The following is a 22,002-nucleotide window of genomic DNA, read 5'->3' as shown; positions in this document are numbered from 1 at the left end:
GAAGGCTTATGTAGTTTACGTTAGAGGTGGTCGCCGCAGGCGGCTGTGCTCGGAGCGTAAAGCGAGTTGCCTCCTATGCAAACTGGCTGTAGTACAGTTCTGCGTAAGCGCCTTTTTTTGCCAGCAGTGTCTCGTGGTTGCCCTGTTCTATGATATTGCCGTTTTGCATGAACAGGATTAAATCAGCGTCTCTGATCGTCGACAGTCTGTGGGCGATTACGAAGCTTGTTCTGTCTTTCATGAGAGCCTTCATAGCTTGGCAGATCTCGATTTCCGTTCGGGTGTCGACACTAGAAGTCGCTTCGTCTAAGATAATGACAGCAGGGTTACAAAGAAATACTCTAGCTATGGTCAATAGCTGCCGCTGACCGGTGGAAATGTTTTCTGTGTCATTGCTCAGAACTGTGTCGTACCCATGTGGCATGGTACGGATGAAAAAGTCTGCTCTGGCTGCTTTAGCGGCTGCGATGATTTCCTTGCGGGAAGCGCCGGGCTTACTGTAGGAAATATTTTCTGCAATCGTGCCGTCAAACAGCCAAGTATCTTGGAGAACCATTCCAAAATTCCTTCTCAAATTGGAACGGGTCATTTCGGTTGTATCCGTTCCATCCAAAAAAATCTTACCACCGTTTCGCTCATAGAACCTCATGAGAAGGTTGACAAGCGTCGTTTTTCCAGCGCCTGTACTTCCGACGATTGCGATTTTTTGTCCAGGTTTTGCAGAAAAATTGATTCTATGCATGAAAATATGGTCCGGAGTATAGCCGAAACGGACGTTCTGAAATTCTACCATTCCCTTTGCAGTGTCTATGGTGGTAGGAAGAGAAGGCTCTGCCGAGAGTTCTTCTTCGTCTAGAAGATCATAAATACGTTCCAGAGAAGCTAGAGCAGACTGCATACTATTGACCATATAGGCGACTTCTGTCAATGGTTCGGAGGCCTGATTGACATACTGGAAAAAAGCCTGAAAAACGCCCACGGTCATCGTGCCGTTCAGTAACATTCTGCCAGCTGAAACCGCGATCAGAATCTGACCAAAACGGTTGATCAGACGAATTGCCGGGTTGACTGCATTTATCATAAAGTCTGTCTTTTTTGTGGCTTTTGCCAATTCTTCTGTGGCTCTGTGCATTTTTTCAGAGCTGCTTTCTTCCTGGTTAAATGCCTTTATAACCACCCGGCCGCTGTATGCTTCCTCAACTAAGGTGGTAACATTGCTTACGCATTGCTGCCGTTTCATTGCATACTTTAAAGTTTTCGCAGAGACTAATTTTGTGGCTGCCAAAGCGATGCAAGTAAATACTAAAAAGATAAGTGTCAGCAGAATACTAAGACGAAACATCATGAACAGTGAGCCGACGACCATTCCGACGGCAGTAAACAGTTTTAACATTCCTGTCTGCAGCGCTTCCGCCATCTTGTCCAGGTCGTTGACTGTATGGCTTAGGATGGTCCCCGTTTTTGTCCGGTCAAAATAGGAGAGCGGAAGTCTGTTTAGTTTCTGGCTAATTTCTGTTCGCAGCCTCAGGCTGAGTGTCTCGGCGAAACTGGACATCAGGAAGGATTGAAGTGCGTAAAAAAACGCTGCTGCTAGGTAGATCAGCAATAAGATAAAGATATCTTGTCCGCCCTCTGTCCAGGAAATGGAAAATGTGCTGCCATGGGTGAAGGCTTCTTTGATTCGGTTCCAGAGCAGGTCCACAATATGAGCGCTGTATAAAGGGGCGACGATGGACAAAAAGGTATAAAATATCACAGATACAAATACCACTGCCAGGCGTCTTTGCTGATTACTGATAAATTGCCACAGCCTTTTAAGAGTTTTCCAGGCGTGGTCCGGCGTTTCAAAATCCATATCGTCTGTGAGCAGGCTGGTGTCGTTGGTGTTTTCACTCATGGACGGTGTCTCCTTTCATTTGGGATTTTGCGATGTCCTGATAGACAGAACAGGTTTTCATCAGAAAGTCGTGAGTTCCGATGCCGACGATTTGCCCTTCTTCCAAAACGATGATTTGTTCTGCGTTCATAATGGTACTGATTCTCTGGGCAATAATCAGAACGGCAGCCTCTTTTATTTCACTGACAAGGGCTTTTCGAAGCGCAGCGTCTGTCTTAAAATCCAAGGCAGAAAAGCTGTCGTCGAAGATATATAATCCGGCCTTTTGCATTAAGGCACGGGCTATGGAAAGACGCTGCTTTTGACCTCCTGAGAAATTTGTACCTCCTTGTGATACAGGGGTGTGAAGGCCATCTGGCAGATCATTTACAAAGTCAGACTGTGAGATGGATAGGGCATGACGCATTTCCTGTTCTGTCGCGTGAGGATTTCCATATCTAAGATTATCTGCAATCGTACCGGAGAACAGCCACGCTTTTTGTGGTACATAAGAGATGTGTTTCCTCAGTTCTCTCTGTGTGAGTTCCCGGATGTCCTTGCCGTCTAGTAAGATGGAGCCGGAGGAGACATCGTGGAAGCGGAGCATCAATTTGGCAATTGTGGATTTTCCACTTCCGGTACTGCCGATGATTGCGGTTGTCTGCCCTTTTCGGCAACTAAAAGTTAGATTGCTTAAGGTATTCTCACTGGTATCGGCGAAGCGAAAACTTGCGTTTTGAAAGCGTATAATGTCAGAAGCCTGAGAGTCGTTCTTATCTAAGGAAGAGAAACCGTCTTTGATTTCTGGGGCAAGGTGTAGAACATCAGAGATTCTTTGGACACAGATCATAGCTCTTGGAATTAAAATGATGACCATTTGGGCCATGACGATGTAAAAGAGAATCATGATAGCATACTGGGTCAGCGCGGTGATATCACCGATTTCCATGTAACCGGAGCCGATTCGATTTCCGCCTAACCAGAGAATACATACGATACACAGGTTGATTGCCAACAAAGCGATGCTTTCTAATCCGGCGAACAGACGATTGGCCTGGATTGCTGATTTGGCGTAATCCTCGAAAGATTTGCGCATGCGTTTTTCTTCGTAGTTTTCTTTGTTGAACGCGCGGATGACACGGACTCCTGTGACATTTTCACGTAGAACTACGTTCATCCGGTCAAGGAATTTTTGAAGTCTGTCAAAAATCAGGGAAGCCTTCTGTGTGACGAAGACGGCCAAAAGTATGATAAAAATAGTTGCGCCGATCATTAGAAACCCCATCTTGGAATCAATGGAAAAGGCCATGACGATTCCTATAATACAGACTGCCGGAACAGGCAATACCATTTGGATAAACCAGACAATACCTTGTTGAATGATATTTACATCATTTAAAGTGCGGGTAATCATGGAGCCAGTGCCAAACTGTTCAAAATCAGAGGCGGAAAATTTGAGCGATTGGTCGTAGATGGAATTTCTCATATCACGTCCTATTTTGGAGGAGAGATCTGCGCTGAGATAACTGCCCAGCAGACCGCCCAAACTGGCAATGAGCGTTATGGCCAACATGAGAGCTCCACCGCGGATTAGATAGTCCATATTTCTGCCGCTGACTCCGGCGTTTATCATATCTGCTGTGATGGTGGGGATGAGCAGTCCCCCTGCGACATCTAAGACCATGACGAGTACTGTGAAAAAGCACAGTCGTTTATATGGTTTCATAAAACGTAGGATTGTTTTCACTGCGTTGTTCCTCCTGTTAAAAGTTGTCGGCATTGCCGGACTTTAGATCTCACGTAGTTTTGTTTTTAAATTTTCAATATAAATTTTGGACAGGCGCAAAAGTTCTTTTTGTTCTTCCAAACGCAGAGATGTGAATGCAGCGTTTTCTTTTTGGACAACTGGAATAATATGTTTTTCTGTGAACTGTCTTCCAGACTCTGTCAAAAAAATGTGCTTGTCCCGTCCCCGTCCCTGTTTCAAATAGATGTAGCCGTCTTTTTCCAGTTTTCGAATGGAAGAATTGACAGTCTGCTTATTTGCAAAAATTTCGTAGCAGATATCTTTTTGCAGGCATCCGTCTCCGAGAGTGTAGAGAATATAAAAGATAGAAAATGCGCTGTCGGAAATTCCCATTTTTAGAGCGACATCATGATACAAATCATTGAGTTCTTTCTCTAATCTATTGAATTCTCTTAGAAAATCGTTGGTTTTTGTAGACATAGTTGAACCTCCTTAGTATGAAATCGTACTTATGTATCGGTATTATAGTATGAAATCGTACTTGAGTCAAGTATGATTTCATACTTATTGCAAAATAAAGTGAGTAAGTTCACTTCAACTCTCCCATCTCATTAATCTTTGAGGGGCACAGCTCAGTTTGCGCGCCGCTACAACGCTGCTTTGCGGTAAAATTTCTCCTTTTACATAAAAAAAGAACCACAACATAAAATGCTATGGTTCTTCCCTTTTACACAAACGCTCCACCAAGGGAGAAATGCTGCAGTGAAGCACAAAAAGGTTTGGCTGTACCGATTTTACACGGGCTGTCCGTGTTCTTTTTTATAATTGTTGACACAACGGGTGATACGGTCCACTGGGTTTAACAGACGGCTAATAGACAGATCGTGGTTTAGAGTGTCAATCAGCAGAGCAATGTACTTGCTCATGTCACAGCTTACATAGTATGGACGGCTCAGCAGTTCCGGAGACTGATAGGCCAGATTAGTGGTCAGTACCCTGTCGATCAGGCCCTTTTCGTATGCGGTGTCAAATTTTTCCAGTCCTTCCGTGAAAAGTCCAAAGGTGGAGCAGAGGAAGATTTTTCTCACCTGACGGGACTTCAGCAATTCTGCGACTTCCAGCATGGTATCTCCTGAGGAAATCATGTCGTCAATGATGATGACATCTTTTCCGGCTACTTTCGGACCTAGAAATTCATGAGCGACTACCGGGTGCAAACCGCTGACTTTTTTAGAGTAATCGCGGCGGCGATAGAACATTCCCATATCCACCTTCAGGACATTTGCCAGGTAGATTGCACGGTTCATACTGCCCTCGTCAGGACTGATAATCATAAAATTCTCATTGTCTATGCGCAGATCATCCTCACACTTTAAAAGTGCTTTGATGAATTGGTAGGAAGAAGGAACAGTCTCGAATCCGTGCAGTGGAGTAGAATTTTGGACTCTAGCATCATGGGCGTCAAAGGTCAGAATATTCTCAACTCCCATGTTGACCAATTCCTGAAGTGCATTAGCACAGTCCAAAGATTCGCGGTTTTTGCGGATGCTTTGACGACTCTCATAGAGGTACGGCATGATTACGTTGATTCTGCGCGCTTTTCCGCCGATGGCAGCGATCACGCGTTTTAAGTCCTGAAAATGATCGTCCGGAGACATCAGATTTGTGTATTTGGCGATTCGGTAGGTCATACTGTAATTGCAGACGTCTACCATAATATAGATGTCGTCGCCGCGGACAGATTCATTGATGACTCCTTTTGCCTCGCCGGAACCAAAGCGGGGGGTATTTACGTCGATCAAATAAGAGTCTCTGCGGTATCCTTCAAAAGCCAGAGAGGAATCTTCTTCCTCCCTGCGCTCGGAACGCCATTTTACCAACCAATCATTTACATGGGCGCCCAGGGATGCACAGCTTTCCAGTGGGATCAGCCCCAGTCTTCCAGCCGGAATAGTATCCAGGTTTTTTAAGTTACTTGGACTCATGTTTGTTTCCTCCTAGAAATAATTTTTGAATTCTTATATCTTTGCCAATGAGTTTTATCATGTCAAAGTTACTTGCGATTCTGGAGAAGGTCCGCTCAGAATAGGTATCTGAGAAATTTTCCAAAGTGAGATTTGTGGAAATAATGGTGGATTTTTTGTGCATAAGCCGCTCGTTGATGCACAAAAAAAGTTGGGATGACACAAACGTGTTGGTCATCTCAGTCCCCAGATCGTCGATAATCAGCAGGTCACAGTTGAAAATATAGTTGTCGATTTCTTCCGCTGATATATTTTTGGTGAAAGTCTTCTGTGCAAACAGGTCAAATAAATCAAAAGAAGAAAAATAAAAAACGCTGTGAGCACTGTCCAACAACTCTTTTGCAATACAGTGAGATAAAAAGGTTTTTCCGACCCCAGTGTCTCCATATAAAAACAGATTTTGAAATTCTGTATCAAACTGGGCGATAAAATACTTTGCTTTAGAAAAAGCAGCTTGAGCGGTTTCTTTCGCACTCAGCCCAGTCGCGTCATTTTTTATTTTATCAGAATAATAGTCGAAAGAAAAGTGGTCAAAGTTCTCTTTTTCCAAAATTTCTTGAAGATTAGACTGTCCGTACAAAAGGTCGATGACGGCTTTTTTGAAGCAACTGCATTTTTCATGCCCAATATAACCGGTATCTTGGCACAGATTACACTGATAGCGAGGCAACAGGTAATCGGGGGGAAAACCATATTGCTCTAGGAGTCTTTGGCGCTCCTGGGCTAAAAGTTGAATCCTGGATTTTAGATTAAAGGTGCTGGGTTCCCCCATGAGCAGCTCTCTGGCTTTTTGGACGCTGAGAGCTGCGATCTCATTGTCAATTTCTCGAAAACGGGGAGAAGTGCGGTAGACTTCTGCCTGACGATCTTCCTGTTCGTGCCGGCTCTTAGTCTGCCTGCGCTGGTATTCCCGCATGATGGTCTCATATTCAATATTTCTCAGCATGCTGTGTTCCTTTTCTATTGGTTCAGCAGTTTTTTCTCATATTCTGCAAAGTCGTAATCTCTTTGATGAAAATTGTTAAAACGATTATTGGAAGTATTTTTGGGTGTTGATTCCGCCTTTGAAGCTTTTTGGCGGGTTCTGTGGGCACTGTCTAAGGCCTCAATGTCTTTTTTGTGTTTTACGCCTCGTTTGCGCCAGTCCTGTAGGATTTTGTCTGTGTACTGCATGCTGGGCTGCCCGGTCTGAAGCACGGTTCTCGTACAGGCTTCCACGACGATATCTAGGGAAAAACCATACTCCTGGAGCCAGGTATTCATCATGGTGATTTCTAGATTGACAGGATTCCGATTCTTGATACCGAGCGCTTTTAAGACTGTAAAATAATCCTTATTGTAGGCACTGGTGGACTGTTTGGCCATGGTGACGGTGGTAATTCCATCTTCCCTCCATCCCAGAGCGACTTTCTCGATGTAACGGATACTGCGGCTGCCTTTGGAGACACAGTACTCGATAAGATATTCGATAAGTTCTGCTGACATTTCCAACTGGTCATAGAAATACATCAAAGTATTGGTATCTGTGGCTGTCAAGGTTCTGCCCAGGTATTGCTCTGCGATATACAGGAGCTGGACAACATCTTCATTTTCTTTTAACTCTTTCAGTCTGTCCGCTGTGAGTGTAACTTTCTGAGGAGCTTTTTGTACATTGGGGACTACCTCAGGTTTTACGGAATCTACAGGTGAAGCCTCCAAGGAGGCAGTGGCCTCCCCAGGAAAATCCAAAAAATAGATATCCGAAATCTCGCCAGATGCGTTGGAGGTTAATGAGAGAAGGCCGGATTTTTCCCAGTATTTTAAAGCGCGCATGACATCGCCTTCTGTACAGTTTAATCTGTCGGCAATTGAGGTAAGGCTAAGAGGCTGTGCAAGATTTTGCATGCGCAGCAAATATAGATATATTTTTACAAATTCTCCGTTCGCCTGAGGCATATACAGGTCCAGGAACTGGTTTGAGATCACAGTGACACCGGTCCAGGGAAGTTTATGTATCATAATTGGACTCATGAATTCCAACACTCTCTTTCTATTTATGTGTATTCGCATGAATTACAGCATCTATTTTGAAATTATAACATACCCGTTTCTAAATGAGAATAGGATTTTTAAGAGATTTAGTTACGGTTCACTCATTTGTGGTTTGTGAGCAGTGACACATTTCAAGGAAGGGAAAATGGCATATAATAAAGAAAGGGGGCAGAATTGAAGGGCACAAAGCTGTAGAAATTTAGAATATAAGTGTGGAAAGTGTGGATAATGTGGATAAAACGGAGAGTATTAGAGGACATGGAGGTGTAAAAGTCGAAGAAACGGGTAAAAAGGGGAAAAATCGCGGAAAAGGCTGTCGGAATATGCGAATTGATTTATACACAAAAAATCCACATGCCTAAATCACAAAAATGTGTATAAGCATGTGGATAATGTGGAAAACTATTGCCCGAGAAGGTCTTCTCCAATATTTACAACATCTCCGGCTCCCATAGTTATCAACAAATCGCCGGGGATACAATTCTCAAGAAGATAATTTTCAATTTCGTCAAAAGTTGAAAAGTAATGACAGTCTGTTCCAAGTTCCAAAATCTGTTTTTGAAGATCTCTGGAAGAGATTCCCAGATTGTCGGTCTCCCTGGCGGCATATATGTCGGCCAGCACTACATGATCTGCGAAAGTCAAAGCTCTTGCAAATTCTGGTAGCAGTGCTTTGGTTCTGGTGTATGTGTGAGGCTGAAAAACGCACCATAAGGATTTATGGGGATAATTTTTAGCAGCTGTCAAGGTAGCTTTGATCTCAGTGGGATGGTGAGCATAGTCATCTATGACGGTTACTTCTCCTACCTTACCTTTGTACTGAAAACGGCGATCAGTGCCTTGGAAATGTTTTAGTCCAGTCTTCAACGCCTCGCTGTTTAGACCAAGCTTAAAACCTAAGACTAGAGTTGCCAGAGCATTGGAGACATTATGGATACCCGGTACACTCAGAGAGTAAGTCCCCAAGTTGACTCCGTCTTTGACACAGTCAAAGGTGGCATAGCCGTATTCATTGTATTGAATATTTTGGGCTGTGTAGTCCGCATTGCTGTTTAGACCATAGGTAATAATTTCACATGGAAGATCTCGAATAATTTCTGTATATTTATCTGTATCACTGTTAATGATCAATGTACCGTCCGCAGGGAGTTTTTCTGCGAACAGACGGAAAGAGTGGCGTATATCTTCTATATCCTTGAAGAAATCTAAGTGATCTGCGTCGATATTGAGAATCAGGCTGATCTTGGGGAAGAAGCTGAGAAAACTGTTGGTATACTCGCAGGCTTCTGTGACAAAGGTCTCAGAGTTTCCCACTCGGATATTGCCTCCTATGACAGGTAAAATTCCCCCCACGGAGATTGTCGGATCACAGTCGCTTTCCAAGAGAATATGGGAAATCATGGATGTGGTGGTGGTCTTTCCATGAGTGCCGGCCACTGCGATTGGGGTATCATAATTTCTCATGATTTGTCCAAGTAGCTCAGCTCGGGTCAGCATTGGAAGTCTCTTTTTCACAGCGCAGGAATATTCAGGGTTGTCAGGATGAATAGCTGCGGTGAAGACTACAACGTCCACGGAGTCCTGAATATTTGAAGAACGCTGGCCGTAGAAGATTTGGGCTCCTTTGGCTTCTAGGGCTTGAGTCAGAGGGCTTGTTTTGGAATCAGAACCGGAAATTTGGAAACCTTTATCCAAAAGGATTTCAGCCAGACCGCTCATACTGATTCCGCCAATTCCGATAAAGTGGATATGTTGAGGGGTGTTAAAGTCTATTCTGTACATAATGAATGGCTCCTTTTTGCAATCTTAATTTATAACAGTTCAACCATGTGGCTGATGAGGGAAAAATCCGACACAGCGTGACAGAACTGCTATTCTAATTTTGAAAAATATTATACTCCGAAACGTAAAAAATGGAAAGTATTTATTCACGGGATGGGATTTAGGCAAAATATCTAAAAGGTGGAGGGAAAATCGAGCATTATGCATAATTTCCTGACGAAATATGTAAAATGATGTAAAAAGTTGTATGCAATTACAATAAAAAATGAAAATGTATTTTGAAAAATTTGTAATATATGTTCACTAATGTATAAAAGTATGCTATAATATTTTATCATAACGTTCAAGAGGTGATTGCATGATTAAGAAAGAAATGATTGCCATGCTTTTGGCAGGCGGACAAGGCAGCAGATTAGGCGTTTTGACTGAGCGTGTTGCAAAACCGGCGGTAGCCTTTGGAGGAAAATATAGAATCATTGATTTTCCTCTGAGCAATTGTATCAATTCTAATATTGATACGGTGGGTGTTTTGACTCAGTATCAGCCACTGCGGTTAAACACGCATATTGGAATTGGCATTCCTTGGGACTTGGACCGGAACGAAGGCGGCGTCACCGTTCTTCCTCCTTATGAGAAGAGTACTAGCAGCGAGTGGTATACAGGTACTGCAAATGCCATTTTCCAGAATATGTCTTATATGGAACAGTATAATCCAGATTATGTGTTGATTCTGTCAGGAGACCATATTTATAAGATGGATTATGAGGTGATGCTGGATTATCACAAGGCGAATAAGGCGGATATCACCATAGCGACGATGCCAGTGCCCATAGAGGAGGCCAGCCGATTTGGGATTATGGTGACGGATGAGACGGGACGTATTACAGAATTTGAGGAGAAACCAGAAAAGCCTAGCAGCAACCTAGCGTCTATGGGAATTTACATCTTTACATGGGAAGTGCTAAGAGAAGCATTGTACGCGCTGAAAGATCAGCAAAGCTGTGATTTCGGTAAGCATGTGCTTCCGTATTGTAAAGAAAAGGGACAGAGGCTGTTTGCTTATGAATATAATGGATATTGGAAGGATGTTGGAACTCTTGGATCTTACTGGGAAGCCAATATGGAGTTGATTGACATTATTCCTGAGTTTAATCTGTATGAAGAATTTTGGAAGATCTATACCAAGGGAGATATCATACCACCGCAGTATATTTCATCAGATGCGGTTGTGGAGAAAAGCCTGATAGGAGAAGGGGCTGAGATCTATGGAGAGGTACATAACTCCGTGATAGGTCCAAATGTAAAAGTTGAACAGGGAGCGGTTGTCAGAGACTCCATCATTATGAGAAATTCCGTAGTGGGAGAAGGGACAGTAATGGACAAGTCCATCATAGCGGAGGACGTCATTGTAGGGAAGAACGTTGTGTTGGGGTGTGGCGATGAGAATACTCCTAATGTGTTAAAGCCGGCGGTGTATGCCTTTGGTCTTGTCACCATTGGGGAAGGAAGCGTAATTCCTGATGGAGTCAAAATAGGAAAGAACACTGCTCTGAGAGGTGTGACTACAAAAGAAGATTACCCTAACGGTGAGCTGGTAAGCGGGGGAGTAATTAAAAAGGACGGTGACAGAGCATGAGAGCAATTGGCATTATTTTAGCAGGCGGAAACAACAACCGCATGAGAGAACTATCCAATAAGAGAGCGATCGCGGCAATGCCCATTGGGGGCAGTTACCGGAGCATTGATTTTGCACTGAGCAATATGTCAAACTCCCATATTCAGAAGGTAGCTGTGCTGACTCAGTACAATTCCAGATCGCTGAATGAGCATCTGAGTTCCTCCAAATGGTGGGATTTTGGAAGAAAGCAGGGAGGCTTATATGTTTTTACCCCTACGGTGACTCCGGACAACGGTTTCTGGTATCAGGGAACCGCAGATGCGATCTATCAGAATTTGAGCTGGCTGAAAAATAGTCATGAGCCATATGTTGTGATTGCGTCGGGCGATGGAATCTATAAGATGGATTACAATAAGGTGCTGGAATACCATATCGCAAAGCGGGCAGACATCACGGTTGTCTGTAAAGATGCGAATGATTCGGATGTGGAACGTTTTGGCATGATTCGTATGAATGAAGATTGCAGAATCGAGGATTTTGAGGAGAAACCGATGGTTTCCAGCTATCATACAATTTCCACAGGAATTTATGTGCTTAGGAGAAGACAACTGATTGAGCTGATTGAAAAATGTGCTCAGGAGAACCGGCATGATTTTGTGAAAGATATTTTAATCCGGTATAAGAATTTGAAGAGAATTTATGGATATAAGATCAATTCCTACTGGAGCAATATCTCGACAGTGGAATCTTATTATCAGACGAATATGGACTTTTTGAAACCTGAGGTAAGAGATTATTTCTTCCGCCAGGAGCCTGGGATTAAGACGAAGATTGATGATCTTCCTCCGGCAAAGTACAATCCGGGTGCGGTCGTGAAAAATAGTCTTGTGGCCAGTGGCTGTATTATTAATGGCACAGTGGAAAATTCTGTACTGTTTAAGAAAGTATTTGTGGGAAATAACTGTGTAATTAAGAACTCGGTGATTCTCAATGACGTATATTTGGGAGATAATACTCACATCGAGAACTGTATTGTGGAGAGCCGGGATACAATCCGCGCAAATTCTTATCACTGCGGTGAAGGGGAAATTAAGATTGTTGTGGAGCAGAACGAAAGATATGTTCTATGACGGGGATGAGCCGCATTGAGATGCGGAAATCTCTCTTGTCATAAGAAGAATAAAAGGTACTAGAAAAAGAGAATGGCGATGAAAGGGGCATGTGTGATGAATATAACCGACGTGCGTGTAAGAAAAGTAGCAAAAGAAGGAAAGATGAAAGCAGTGGTATCAATTACAATTGATGATGAGTTTGTGGTACATGATATCAAAGTGATTGACGGCGAAAAGGGCTTGTTTATAGCAATGCCCAGCCGCAAGGCCGCGGACGGCGAGTACAGAGATATTGCACATCCGATTAATTCAGATACCCGTGAGAGAATACAAAAAATAATTTTGAAAAAATTTGAAGAAGTAATGGAAGCTGAGCCGGAAATGGTGCAGGCAGATGCATAGGATGTAATCACCTTACATATTAAGTTATGAGAAGAGGGAGGCGTCGAGAGACGCCTTCCTTTTTATTTACTAGGTTATTCCGTTGGATTTCCTAATAAATAAAATTCTCCGGGCAGGATGCATATCCCGCAATATGAGAATTTTATGGCTTTGCGGTGTTGCGGCGGTACGTTAAGTGGGATTACGCCCTTCGAAATTAAGGGAATGGGGAGGCGAGTCAACTTTGTATATGTGAAACACCTTGTGGAACAGTGATATACGGATAGTGGAAATATTACGTAAATGTTACAAATGTTATGAGAAAGTATTGATTTTTTTAAGATATATGTTATACTATGGGCTAGAAAGGATATATGAGGTGTTATTATGAAGAAAAGAAAGGTTCTTTCGCTGCTCTTAGCAGGAGTTGTGGCGATGAGTTCTGTAGTGCCCGTTTTAGGGGCTACCACTCAAGAGAAAATCGAAGCAGCACAGTCAGAGAAAGCAGAAACACAGTCCAATCTTGCAGCGACACAGGAAAGAATCCAGAGTCTGGAGAGCCAGAAGGCAGACCTGGAGCAGTATCTGGCAGACTTAGACAGTCAATATGATACTTTGACAGAGGGAATCGAAGAGCTGACTGTCAAGGCAGGGGAAAAGTCAGAAGAACTGAAGAAGGTTAAGAAAGATTTAAAGAAGGCAAAAGAAAAAGAGGCGAAGCAGTATGAAAGTATGAAGCTTCGAATTTCCTATATGTATGAAAATGGCCAAGACAGTCTTTTGGACATTTTGTGCGAGTCTACCAGTTTTGCGGATTTTCTCAACCGTGCTGAGAATATGTCCAAAGTTGCTGAGTATGACAGAAATATGTTAAAAGAATACGAAGAAACAAAGAAAACAGTCAGTGAACACGAGGAGACAATCGAAAAAGAAGTGAAAGAGATTAAGAAGCTTCGCACGGAGAGTTCCGAGAAGAGACAGGAAGTGCGGGACTTAGTGTCTTCCACGAGTTCTAATATCCAACAATATGCACAGCAGATCAGCAGCAATCAGGCCGAGGCAGATTATTTGGTAGCCCAGGTGAGCAAACAAAACAGTGACATTGGCTCCTTGATGGCGGAGGCTGAGCAGGAAAAAGCAGCAGCTGCGGCTCAGGTAGAGCAAAACGAAGCGCAAAACCAGGAAGTGGATACACAGCAGGCCGAGGGCAATGTTGATGACAGTGTTTCCTCAGACGAGTCTACTGTACGGGAGGCGCCAGGAGAAGAAGAGACCAGTGCTTCTTCAAGTTCCAGCACCAGTACAGATATCATTGTTGAGGAGACTGTGGATGATGAAGCCTTAGCAGTCGAGGATGCTTATGAAGACAGTAGCTCTTCTAGTGGACAAGGTACATATTTGGGGAACTTTACATTGACGGCATACTGTAACTGTGCGCAGTGCTGTGGAACAGCTGGAAATTATACAGCCAGCGGAACCTGGCCACAGGCAGGAAGAACAGTGGCTATGGCGGGAGTTCCATTTGGAACTCAGCTGTTGATTAACGGAAATGTCTATACTGTTGAGGACTTGGGAACTCCTTATGGACATGTGGATATTTACTTTGACAGTCACGAGGAGGCGCTTGCATTTGGGCTTCAGTCGGCGGATGTATACCGTTTGAGTTAGACGAAGGCAGCAAGCATCGAAATAAAAAATCAGAAATGTAAGAAGGCTTGTACTGTTTTAGTACAGGCCTTTGTTTTACAGGTTAGAAAAGCAAAAAATTCCGGGTGAGCGGTGCATTTTGGGGCTTCTAAAGCAGAGCGAAAAATGGGAAGAATAAGAATGGAGGAGTTGGGATGGGAGAGGAGAAAAATTTGACGGCGGCGAATGCAATTTCTAATTATGAGAAGGTCTATGAGTATTTCAGGGAAAGACTGTTGAAGGTAGATCACTATAAAATCGCTGAAAAACTCTTGCTAGATATTGACGAGGAAAATATTTATATCCCTTACTTTCATAAAAAATATGCATGGATCAGAACAACAGGTCAGATTATACCCTGTGAAGAGGAAGCACCTCTAGAAATGAGTGACCGATTGCTGATGATGCATCATCTGTATTATTATCAAGACACAGCAATGCCGAGCACGGACAAAGTCCCATTCCGTGAGATTCGTCAGGCGGCCTGTTTTGAAGGTGCCTATCAGAAACTGGCTCTGCGTCCGATTGTGGAGACTTTTTCAGGACATCCTGAGAAATTTAAGGAGCGGGCGAAAGTGTTGGGAGGGAGACTTGAGAAATATGGAGATGTCAGTGTGACTTTCCAAGCCTTCCCCACTATAGAAATTACAGTGATTTTCTGGGATGGAGATGAGGAGTTTCCGGCGTCTGCGAACATGCTTTTTGACCGTAATATCACACAGTGGATTCATCCAGAGAGTGTTCCGGGACTGGCAGAGACTGCGTCTCACTGGCTGACCGGTCTGCCAAGAGAAGGAGTGTGAGGCGCCGCCTGGAATTTTCAGAGAAGATCAATGTCTCAGCAATTCCTGGAGAGACTCAAAAAGCTCAATATCAGATTTTTGAACTTTTAAGTTGGAACAGATTTCTTTTCCCTCCGGGGAAGTCACAGAGATTTCAATCACGGAACCTTCTCTCAGGGCATTTTTGGAAGCGGCTTTCATAAAACGGTGAAATTTAGGATGGTTGGAATCGAACTGTTCTTTGAGATGTTTGAGCTGTAAAAGCTTTGCAGGGTTGATCATTGCGCGGTTTCCTTTCTGTATGACATTTAGTATTCCTAGAATATTTCAAATCTACGATTCCGTCAAGAGAAAATTGAACATTATGATGAGAAAAAAAGACAGTGATCAGCTTTTTCAGAAGAATGGAAGAGCCCCTTTTGTTAGATGAAAATCTAATAAAAGGGGTTTTTGTAGTAATTGGAGGAGTGTTACAGTTTTGAAGCAAGAATGGCCTCCACAAGAACGTCGGTGAAAGCATCCATAATTTCTTTGGTGCCGATGGTGATTCTTAGATATTTTTCATTGTTGCTGGTAAATATTCGTATCAGATATCCGGCACCATCGGTGATTTTTTTGATTTTTTCTACGTCATATCCGATCAAACGGACGTAGACAAAGTTTGCGTCAGATTCATATACCTTTACATTCTCTATGTTGTTTAGACGGGCGGAAAATTGGTCGCGGGTTTTCAGGAGTTCCTCAGTGATGGCGAGGTAGTATTCTTTGTCCTGAAGTGCTGCTATTGCCATTCGTTTGTTGACGTGAGGCAGACGGTGAAGGGGCATGTCCAGCCACAGAATATTTTTCAGTGCAGTTGAGGCAAAGCCATAGCCGATACGCAGGTTGGCAAGACCGTAATATTTGGAGAATGTACGGGAAAAAACTACATTATCATAGGTCTCGATGATTTTTACAGGATCTAGAGTATACTCTGAAAATCCTAAATAAGCTTCGTCTACCAGAATCAGTGTGTCAGGGAAAGAATGGATGATATCTAGCAGGTCTTCATCAAAAATCTTATTGCCGGTAGGCATGGCCGGTGTGGTGATAAAAATTACTTTTGGCTGGTGGACGTAAGCCAGTTCTTTGATTTGAGAGACATCATGATAACATTTGGTACTGCCTTCCTTGATTTTGTACAGGACGATATTGAGAAATTTGTAATTCGCGATACCTGTGTAGTAGCTCCAGCCTGGATCTGGCAGCAGGATAGTGTCTCCACGTTTTGTAAATACACTGAGGATGGATTTGATGTTTTCCGCAGAACCATTGTTTAAAAATAGGTTCTCTACAGGGATTTTAGTCTCGGCAGACAGCGCTTCCAGCAGTTCATCTTTCTCATTGGACTCATATAGACTGATATCTTCCAGAGTCAGTGAGTTCAAAGTTTCCATGCATTGAGGTGAGGGTCCATATAAATTCTCATTGTAATGCAGTCTTCCTGTTGTCTGCTCGGTAGGGACGCCTGCATACCTGGTAATGCCGACATAGTCTGAAAATAGTTGATTGTTCATTTTGATCTTCCTTTGCCTTTAAAATGTATAGATAGTTACTTGAAGTTCGAAAAATAAATGCATGCATTCTTGATCTGATGACTGTATCATAATATAAATGATTGATTCTGTCAATATAATGAATGAAAAAAACTTATAAATAAAAAATAATGATTAAAACAATCTAAAATGACATGGAAATCAAAATACATATTTGGAGAAGTTGAGAGCCATCGGCTTTAAAAGGGTAAGAACCGACCTGCAGAAAGAAACAATCATAATAATGAATAAAACAATCAGAAATAGATTGACAAATGAAAGAAAATGATATATTATCTGAATATAAAAAAACATTATTTTTTAAAGGGGGGTGACAGAAAATGATACATTATGTTTCAGGGACAGTGGAGAAGGATATGATTGGACTAATCATCTGTAGTCATGGAAGTGTCTCCAGAGGATTGGCAGAGGCGGTATCGATGGTTTATGGTTCCTGTTCGAATCTGGCTTATTTAGGTCTGGAAGAATCAGACGATATAGAGTCCTGGGGAAACGAGCTGGCCGATCTTACACGTATCTTTCCCAAGGGATGCATCGTATTGGTAGACTTGTTCGGCGGCACACCGTGCAATCAGTTTCTTGCGAAAACTGCCAGTGATTCATCTTCTAAGACTTGTGCAGTGGCAGGCGTGAATTTGGGGATGGTGTTGGAAGCTCTTGAGTACAGGGAGACAAATGAACTGGAAGAACTGGCTGCAATTTTGACAGAATCGGGCAGAAACGCAGTCGTAAACATTTCTGAAAAATGGAATAACAGGAGAGGGTAGGAGTATGGAGTTGTGGCAGGCGATGGTACTTGGCGGATTTTATTGGTTCAGTTTCCTGGGCTTTTTTCCGCATTCAATTAACTTATTGTTTTATCAACCGTTAACTGCATCTTTGTTGGTGGGACTTGTGATGGGAGATGTTCCCACGGCGATGATTGTTGGTGCTACGATTCAGCCAATGTTTTTGGGACAGACGCAGGCCGGGTGGGTGATTACGAATGATAATTCGGCGGCAGGAATCATTACGGCATCTGTAGTTATTGCTTCCGGTATGGATATTGAGTCTGCAATGGCAGTAGCGGTGGCTGTAGGGCTTGTGATGAGTCAGCTGACCAATGTACGTATGACCGTGGGTTCCTTTTGGAATGCTTTGACGGATAAATTCATTAAAAATAGACAGTACAATAAATTGTGGCTCTCCACAATTATTTATCCTTCTTTATTTAAGATAGTGTTGTACTGGATTCCCATGAGTCTGGTACTCTACTTTGGTGCCAGCAACATTGGCTTTTTTGTGGATGGTTTGCCTGAATGGTTACAAAATGGACTGGGTGCATTGGCGTCTCTCATGCCGATTGTGGGGTTATGCATTGTGGCGTCATCCATTGGAAAGAAAGGCTACATGCCATTTTTTATCGGTGGATTTGTGTTTGCAGCCTATTCAGGGCTCAGCGGTATCGGGATTGCAGTAGCAGCAGTGATGTTAGCGTGGTTTGATTTCCGCTGCCAAAATAAAGGAGAACATCTGTCCATCAACTTGAAGAGCACAGTCTCAGAATCTGCAATTCTCGGAAAAGAGATTTAAATTGGGCGACTACCAGACTGTTGGCTTTTTACTCGAATGGAAACAGTTATGAGAGGTATCAGGCAAATGGTATCGTTGCGACTATGCTTCCTTGCCTGAAGAAGATATACAAAGATGATAGCGAAGGACTTCATGAAGCAATGGAGAGAACTTCTGAGTTGTTTAACGCAGAAGATATGACGGCGGCACTGCCAGTCGGAATTCTCCTCTCCATGGAAGAACAAAAAGCAAAGGGTGTACCTATTGAGAGTGAGATGATCTCGGAGACCAAGGCAGCGTTATTTCCGCCAATGGCTGCGGTGGGCGATACTCTGAACTGGGCGACGATTGTTCCGGTTATGCTGGCTTTAATGTGTCCATATGCTTTGTCTGGCGCGTGGTGGCCGCCTTTGGTAGTGATAGCAGTGGGAGCTTTGCTGTGCAATTCACAAGCGTATATTCTCATGCATATGGGGTATAATCTTGGTAACAGAGCGATTAAGGATTTGGTACAAAGTGGGTTAATCAATAAGATTATGTCATTCTTCACAGTTATGGGGATGTTTGTCATCGGAGGGATGATCAGTTCTCTGGTATCTGTGACTTGTCCGATTACGATTAGCAGCAGCGATGTCTCCTTTGCTTTGCAGTCTGATTTGTTCGATGCACTGATGCCGAATTTACTTACTTTGATTGCGACCCTAATTATCTTCTCATTGTGTAAGAAGGAAAATGTCAGTGTGTTGAAAATTATTTACGGAACAATGGTCATAGGCATTGTGTTAGGTGCCGTTGGAGTTATCGCATAAGAAGAGGGGATAAGTATGGGGAAAATAGTGTTAACCAGGATTGATAATCGTATGATTCATGGCCAGGTCGCCAGTGGATGGATTGGAAAATCCAATGCTGGGAAAATCGTAGTGGTGGATACAGTGACGGCAGACAATGAGATGATGAGAGATCTTCTGTTTCTAGCTGTGCCAGTGGGTGTTAAATTTTCCGTCTATACGAGAGAGGAAGCGATAAAAGAATATCAGAAAAACGAGTTTGGCACGGAGACGATCATGTTGATCTTTAAGAATATTCAGACGGCCTGTGAGTGTTATCAAGCTGGAATAAAGTTCACATCCCTTCAGATTGGAGGAACCGGCGTGAGAAAGGGAGCACAGGTTCTAGAAGGCCCGATCACGATTACACAGGAAGAGTATCGGCAACTGGAAGAAATTCATGCAGCAGGTGCAGAAATCTATCTTCAACAGACCGTGCAGAGCAAATCTACGAAATGGGATGAGGCAAAGAGGAAAGTGAAATTTTAAAAAGAAATAAAGAGGCCTGTTTTCGGTGATACAAGGAGAGGTTTTCCCGAGGTGTATCAGCAGAAAACAGGTCTTATTCAGTGGGCAATGTGCAGCTCAAGAGGATAGCTGAAGAACAATTTCTGCTGTTCTAAAGTGATCTTGTCATCGGTGATAATTCCGGTGACTTCGTCTAGGCCGCCGTAATTGACGTAGGATGGCTGATCGATCTTTGATGAATCAAGAAGTACATAGGACTTCTGAGAGAGCAGCATAGCTGTCCGAGATAATTGACAGGTGTAGATATTGTCCGTGGAAAATCCATGCTCAAAACTCATTCCATCCGCCCCGAGGAAGGCCTTTGAGAAATGAAATTGGGACAAAAAGTTGATGGCCAGTACATCTGCGGTGCTCTTGCGCTCTTCAAATAATTTTCCCCCCACTAAAGTTACATTACAGCAGGAATTGAGAATCTCCAAGTTAATCAGAGAGTTTGTGACCACATGGAGACTGTTGGATAGACGGTGTTCCCGGATGGCGGTGGAAATAGCATTTGCCATGTAGGCGGTGGTTGTTCCACAGTCCATGAAGATAAAATCGTTACCGTCTATCAGCTTTGTTGCATATCTTCCAATGGCTCTCTTTTGTTCTTTGTTTTTTTGGCGCACAAACTCATAACGGTAATGGGTATCCTGCTCTGCCAGAATGATACCGCCGTAGACACGCACGACTTTTTTTTGGTTTTCTAGTCTTGTGAACATTCGGCGAATGGTGGATTCCGACAGCTGGAACAATTCCACTGCATCCGTAGTTGAGAGTTTCTCATGTTCGTTCAAATAATCTAAAATTTGGGATTCTATCTCTTTATTTATCTCTTTTGGCATGAAAATCTCCTTATTTTTTTCAAGATGTAACACGAGTATAACACATAGGAAGTTATATAGCAAGATCCGTCGTATAGAGAACGAAAACATTCAAGAAAAATAGTTTTTGTGAAGGAAGAAATCAATAGGAGATTGATGATTTGATGAGGCAGTGCAATTGTCGCGGAGCGTCTATGTTCTAGGAAAGAGCTTTCGTGTATTAGTGTAGCAAGGTCTTTCCTAGAACACAAAAAAACACTGGAAGACCAGTGTTTTTTTGTGCTTATTTATCATCGAAGCGACAAGATTCGAACTTGCGACCTCTGCGTCCCGAACGCAGCGCTCTACCAAACTGAGCCACGCTTCGCTGTTGTGCATTAGCTATTATATGGCGTTTGGCGAGATTTGTCAAGCAAAAATAGTTATTCTTTAAAAAATTTTTTATAACTATTCAACTATGCGACTGATAAAAGCAAAAATCCGGAGCAAGCTTGCTTGCAGAGGAGTTTTGATCTTATCAGGCATATGGTGCTTAGCCATAAGCGAGGATTATAAGCTGCGTAGCAGTTATGGCTGAATAGTTACAAATTTGGGGACAGAAATCGAATTTATTTGTTTAAGTATATTTTATCGGCAGTAAACCCTGGTCCGCGGACCTCGTTTACTTTATTGACAATCATGAAAGCCTGGGGATCGATTTCCAGCACTAATTTATTCAGGTGAACAAGTTCCCGGTTAGAAATTACCGTGAGTATCACGGGACAGGAATGGTTTAGATAACCTGTCTCGGCCTGAATCAATGTAGAACCCCGGTCTAAACGGTGGATGATGGCGTCATTGATGGAGAGATATTTTTGACTTATGATTTTTACCTGTGTCTGAGAACTACCCATCAGTAAAACTTTATCTAGTACCAAGGTATAAATCATCACGAGAATGAGACCGTAGAGGATCTCCTCGGTGTTGGAGAACAACATTTGGAGAAGCAAAATAGTAAAATCCAAGATGTAGAGGACTACAGAGACAGACCATCCCAGTTTTTTATTGAGGATTAAAGGCGGTATGTCCATTCCACCGGTGGAAGCCCCGGCACGGATAACCATTCCGATGCTGATTCCAATGAAAAGGCCTGCGAAGACAGCAGAGATCATTTTGTCCTGCGTGATAGTCTGCAAGGCAGGTATTTTCTGAAAGATTCCCAGGATAAACGGATAATAGAAGGTACTGATTAAAGTAGTGAGAGCGAAAGCTTTACCCAAGAAGAAAAGTCCTAGGATAAACATAATCAAGTTGAAGACCAGGACAAAACCTGAGACGGAGATTCCAAGATAGTGATGGAAAAATAGGGCCAGTCCCGTGGTGCCTCCTGTGATAATATGGCTGGGAAGCAAAAAAATAACCACTCCAATGGCGTAGAGGGTATTACCGGCCAATATCAGGCCGATTCGAAACAGATGATTAAATTTGATCTGAGGCATGATCGAGCTCCTTTCTGGTGATAAGCAAAAAACGTAATGTTTCATTAGCATGGTAAAGCGCAAAAAAAACAGACCGACGAGGCGGTCTGTAAAATAGTCTATTAGGTTGTTCTTTCAGTTTTAAATGTACACCTGGCATTTTTCTGTCCTTTATCGCATGTTCTCCTAATAAAATACAGTA

General features: G+C 42.9%; 20 protein-coding genes and 1 tRNA gene. 9 read left to right on the top strand and 12 right to left on the bottom strand.

The genetic code is table 11. The features are described 5' to 3' along the window. Positions 1-73: 73 nt before the first annotated feature. From BLHYD_RS15295 to murC, 7 genes are all read right to left on the bottom strand, one after another. Positions 74-1,897, bottom strand: a complete 1,824-nt coding sequence (locus BLHYD_RS15295; RefSeq protein WP_005952393.1) for an ABC transporter ATP-binding protein — start codon at positions 1,895-1,897, stop codon at positions 74-76. Further along, positions 1,890-3,623, bottom strand: coding sequence for an ABC transporter ATP-binding protein (locus BLHYD_RS15290; RefSeq protein ID WP_021845298.1), 1,734 nt, complete (start codon positions 3,621-3,623; stop codon positions 1,890-1,892). Before BLHYD_RS15290 ends, BLHYD_RS15295 begins: the two co-directional genes overlap by 8 nt. A gap of 42 nt (positions 3,624-3,665) precedes the next feature. Beyond that, on the bottom strand, positions 3,666-4,103 hold the full coding sequence (locus tag BLHYD_RS15285; RefSeq protein ID WP_005952391.1) for a MarR family winged helix-turn-helix transcriptional regulator: 438 nt from the start codon (positions 4,101-4,103) through the stop codon (positions 3,666-3,668). Positions 4,104-4,417: 314 nt separating this feature from the next. Continuing rightward, entirely contained in the window at positions 4,418-5,608 is a 1,191-nt protein-coding gene (locus BLHYD_RS15280; RefSeq protein ID WP_005952390.1) for a ribose-phosphate pyrophosphokinase, read from the bottom strand. Beyond that, positions 5,595-6,593: an ATP-binding protein gene (locus BLHYD_RS15275; RefSeq protein WP_005952389.1), complete on the bottom strand. Its 999-nt coding sequence runs from the start codon at positions 6,591-6,593 to the stop codon at positions 5,595-5,597. Before BLHYD_RS15275 ends, BLHYD_RS15280 begins: the two co-directional genes overlap by 14 nt. A 14-nt stretch (positions 6,594-6,607) precedes the next feature. Then, the gene (locus BLHYD_RS15270) at positions 6,608-7,645 is read right to left on the bottom strand and encodes a DnaD domain protein (protein WP_021845296.1); all 1,038 of its coding nucleotides are present in this window, start codon (positions 7,643-7,645) and stop codon (positions 6,608-6,610) included. A gap of 435 nt (positions 7,646-8,080) precedes the next feature. After that, a complete protein-coding gene (murC, locus tag BLHYD_RS15265; protein WP_005952384.1) occupies positions 8,081-9,460 on the bottom strand; it encodes a UDP-N-acetylmuramate--L-alanine ligase in 1,380 nt (459 codons plus the stop codon). Between the two features lie 358 nt (positions 9,461-9,818). On the opposite strand from murC, the gene BLHYD_RS15260 reads away from it, so the two are divergent. From BLHYD_RS15260 to BLHYD_RS15240, 5 genes are all read left to right on the top strand, one after another. Further along, positions 9,819-11,096 carry a glucose-1-phosphate adenylyltransferase gene (locus tag BLHYD_RS15260; protein ID WP_005952382.1) on the top strand — a complete coding sequence of 426 codons (1,278 nt, stop codon included), beginning with the start codon at positions 9,819-9,821 and terminating at the stop codon, positions 11,094-11,096. Further along, on the top strand, positions 11,093-12,208 hold the full coding sequence (gene glgD / locus BLHYD_RS15255) for a glucose-1-phosphate adenylyltransferase subunit GlgD (protein ID WP_005952380.1): 1,116 nt from the start codon (positions 11,093-11,095) through the stop codon (positions 12,206-12,208). Before BLHYD_RS15260 ends, glgD begins: the two co-directional genes overlap by 4 nt. Positions 12,209-12,304: 96 nt before the next feature. Beyond that, positions 12,305-12,592 (top strand): septation regulator SpoVG, encoded by a 288-nt coding sequence (gene spoVG / locus BLHYD_RS15250; protein ID WP_040350977.1) that lies wholly within the window; start codon positions 12,305-12,307, stop codon positions 12,590-12,592. A 366-nt stretch (positions 12,593-12,958) separates the two neighbouring features. Beyond that, positions 12,959-14,239 (top strand): PcsB-like coiled-coil domain-containing protein, encoded by a 1,281-nt coding sequence (locus BLHYD_RS15245; RefSeq protein ID WP_005952376.1) that lies wholly within the window; start codon positions 12,959-12,961, stop codon positions 14,237-14,239. A gap of 173 nt (positions 14,240-14,412) precedes the next feature. After that, positions 14,413-15,060, top strand: coding sequence for a DUF3786 domain-containing protein (locus BLHYD_RS15240; protein WP_005952375.1), 648 nt, complete (start codon positions 14,413-14,415; stop codon positions 15,058-15,060). 27 nt (positions 15,061-15,087) lie between these two features. On the opposite strand, the gene BLHYD_RS15235 is transcribed toward BLHYD_RS15240, so the two are convergent. Both BLHYD_RS15235 and BLHYD_RS15230 read right to left on the bottom strand, forming a co-directional pair. Further along, on the bottom strand, positions 15,088-15,321 hold the full coding sequence (locus BLHYD_RS15235) for a hypothetical protein (protein ID WP_055164904.1): 234 nt from the start codon (positions 15,319-15,321) through the stop codon (positions 15,088-15,090). A gap of 188 nt (positions 15,322-15,509) precedes the next feature. Beyond that, positions 15,510-16,595, bottom strand: coding sequence for a pyridoxal phosphate-dependent aminotransferase (locus tag BLHYD_RS15230; protein ID WP_005952084.1), 1,086 nt, complete (start codon positions 16,593-16,595; stop codon positions 15,510-15,512). A gap of 359 nt (positions 16,596-16,954) precedes the next feature. Between BLHYD_RS15230 and BLHYD_RS15225 the strand changes: the two genes are divergently transcribed. The 4 genes from BLHYD_RS15225 to BLHYD_RS15210 are packed head-to-tail and all read left to right on the top strand — an operon-like array spanning position 16,955 to position 19,501. Beyond that, entirely contained in the window at positions 16,955-17,401 is a 447-nt protein-coding gene (locus BLHYD_RS15225; protein WP_005952082.1) for a PTS sugar transporter subunit IIA, read from the top strand. A gap of 4 nt (positions 17,402-17,405) precedes the next feature. After that, positions 17,406-18,206 (top strand): PTS sugar transporter subunit IIC, encoded by an 801-nt coding sequence (locus BLHYD_RS15220; RefSeq protein WP_005952080.1) that lies wholly within the window; start codon positions 17,406-17,408, stop codon positions 18,204-18,206. A gap of 20 nt (positions 18,207-18,226) precedes the next feature. Beyond that, entirely contained in the window at positions 18,227-18,994 is a 768-nt protein-coding gene (locus BLHYD_RS15215; RefSeq protein WP_040350900.1) for a PTS system mannose/fructose/sorbose family transporter subunit IID, read from the top strand. Positions 18,995-19,009: 15 nt separating this feature from the next. Continuing rightward, positions 19,010-19,501, top strand: a complete 492-nt coding sequence (locus BLHYD_RS15210; protein WP_005952076.1) for a PTS sugar transporter subunit IIB — start codon at positions 19,010-19,012, stop codon at positions 19,499-19,501. 77 nt (positions 19,502-19,578) lie between these two features. Here BLHYD_RS15210 and BLHYD_RS15205 read toward each other — a convergent pair whose 3' ends face one another. From BLHYD_RS15205 to BLHYD_RS15195, 3 genes are all read right to left on the bottom strand, one after another. Then, positions 19,579-20,364, bottom strand: coding sequence for a DeoR/GlpR family DNA-binding transcription regulator (locus BLHYD_RS15205; protein WP_148391219.1), 786 nt, complete (start codon positions 20,362-20,364; stop codon positions 19,579-19,581). Between the two features lie 272 nt (positions 20,365-20,636). Next, positions 20,637-20,710 (bottom strand) — tRNA-Pro (locus BLHYD_RS15200). 241 nt (positions 20,711-20,951) lie between these two features. Beyond that, positions 20,952-21,821, bottom strand: a complete 870-nt coding sequence (locus BLHYD_RS15195) for a YitT family protein (RefSeq protein WP_005952072.1) — start codon at positions 21,819-21,821, stop codon at positions 20,952-20,954. Positions 21,822-22,002 lie beyond the last annotated feature (181 nt).

The sequence above is a fragment of the Blautia hydrogenotrophica DSM 10507 genome (assembly GCF_034356035.1).
GTDB lineage: Bacteria > Bacillota > Clostridia > Lachnospirales > Lachnospiraceae > Blautia_A > Blautia_A hydrogenotrophica.
This window is presented reverse-complemented; position numbering and strand designations above follow the sequence as displayed.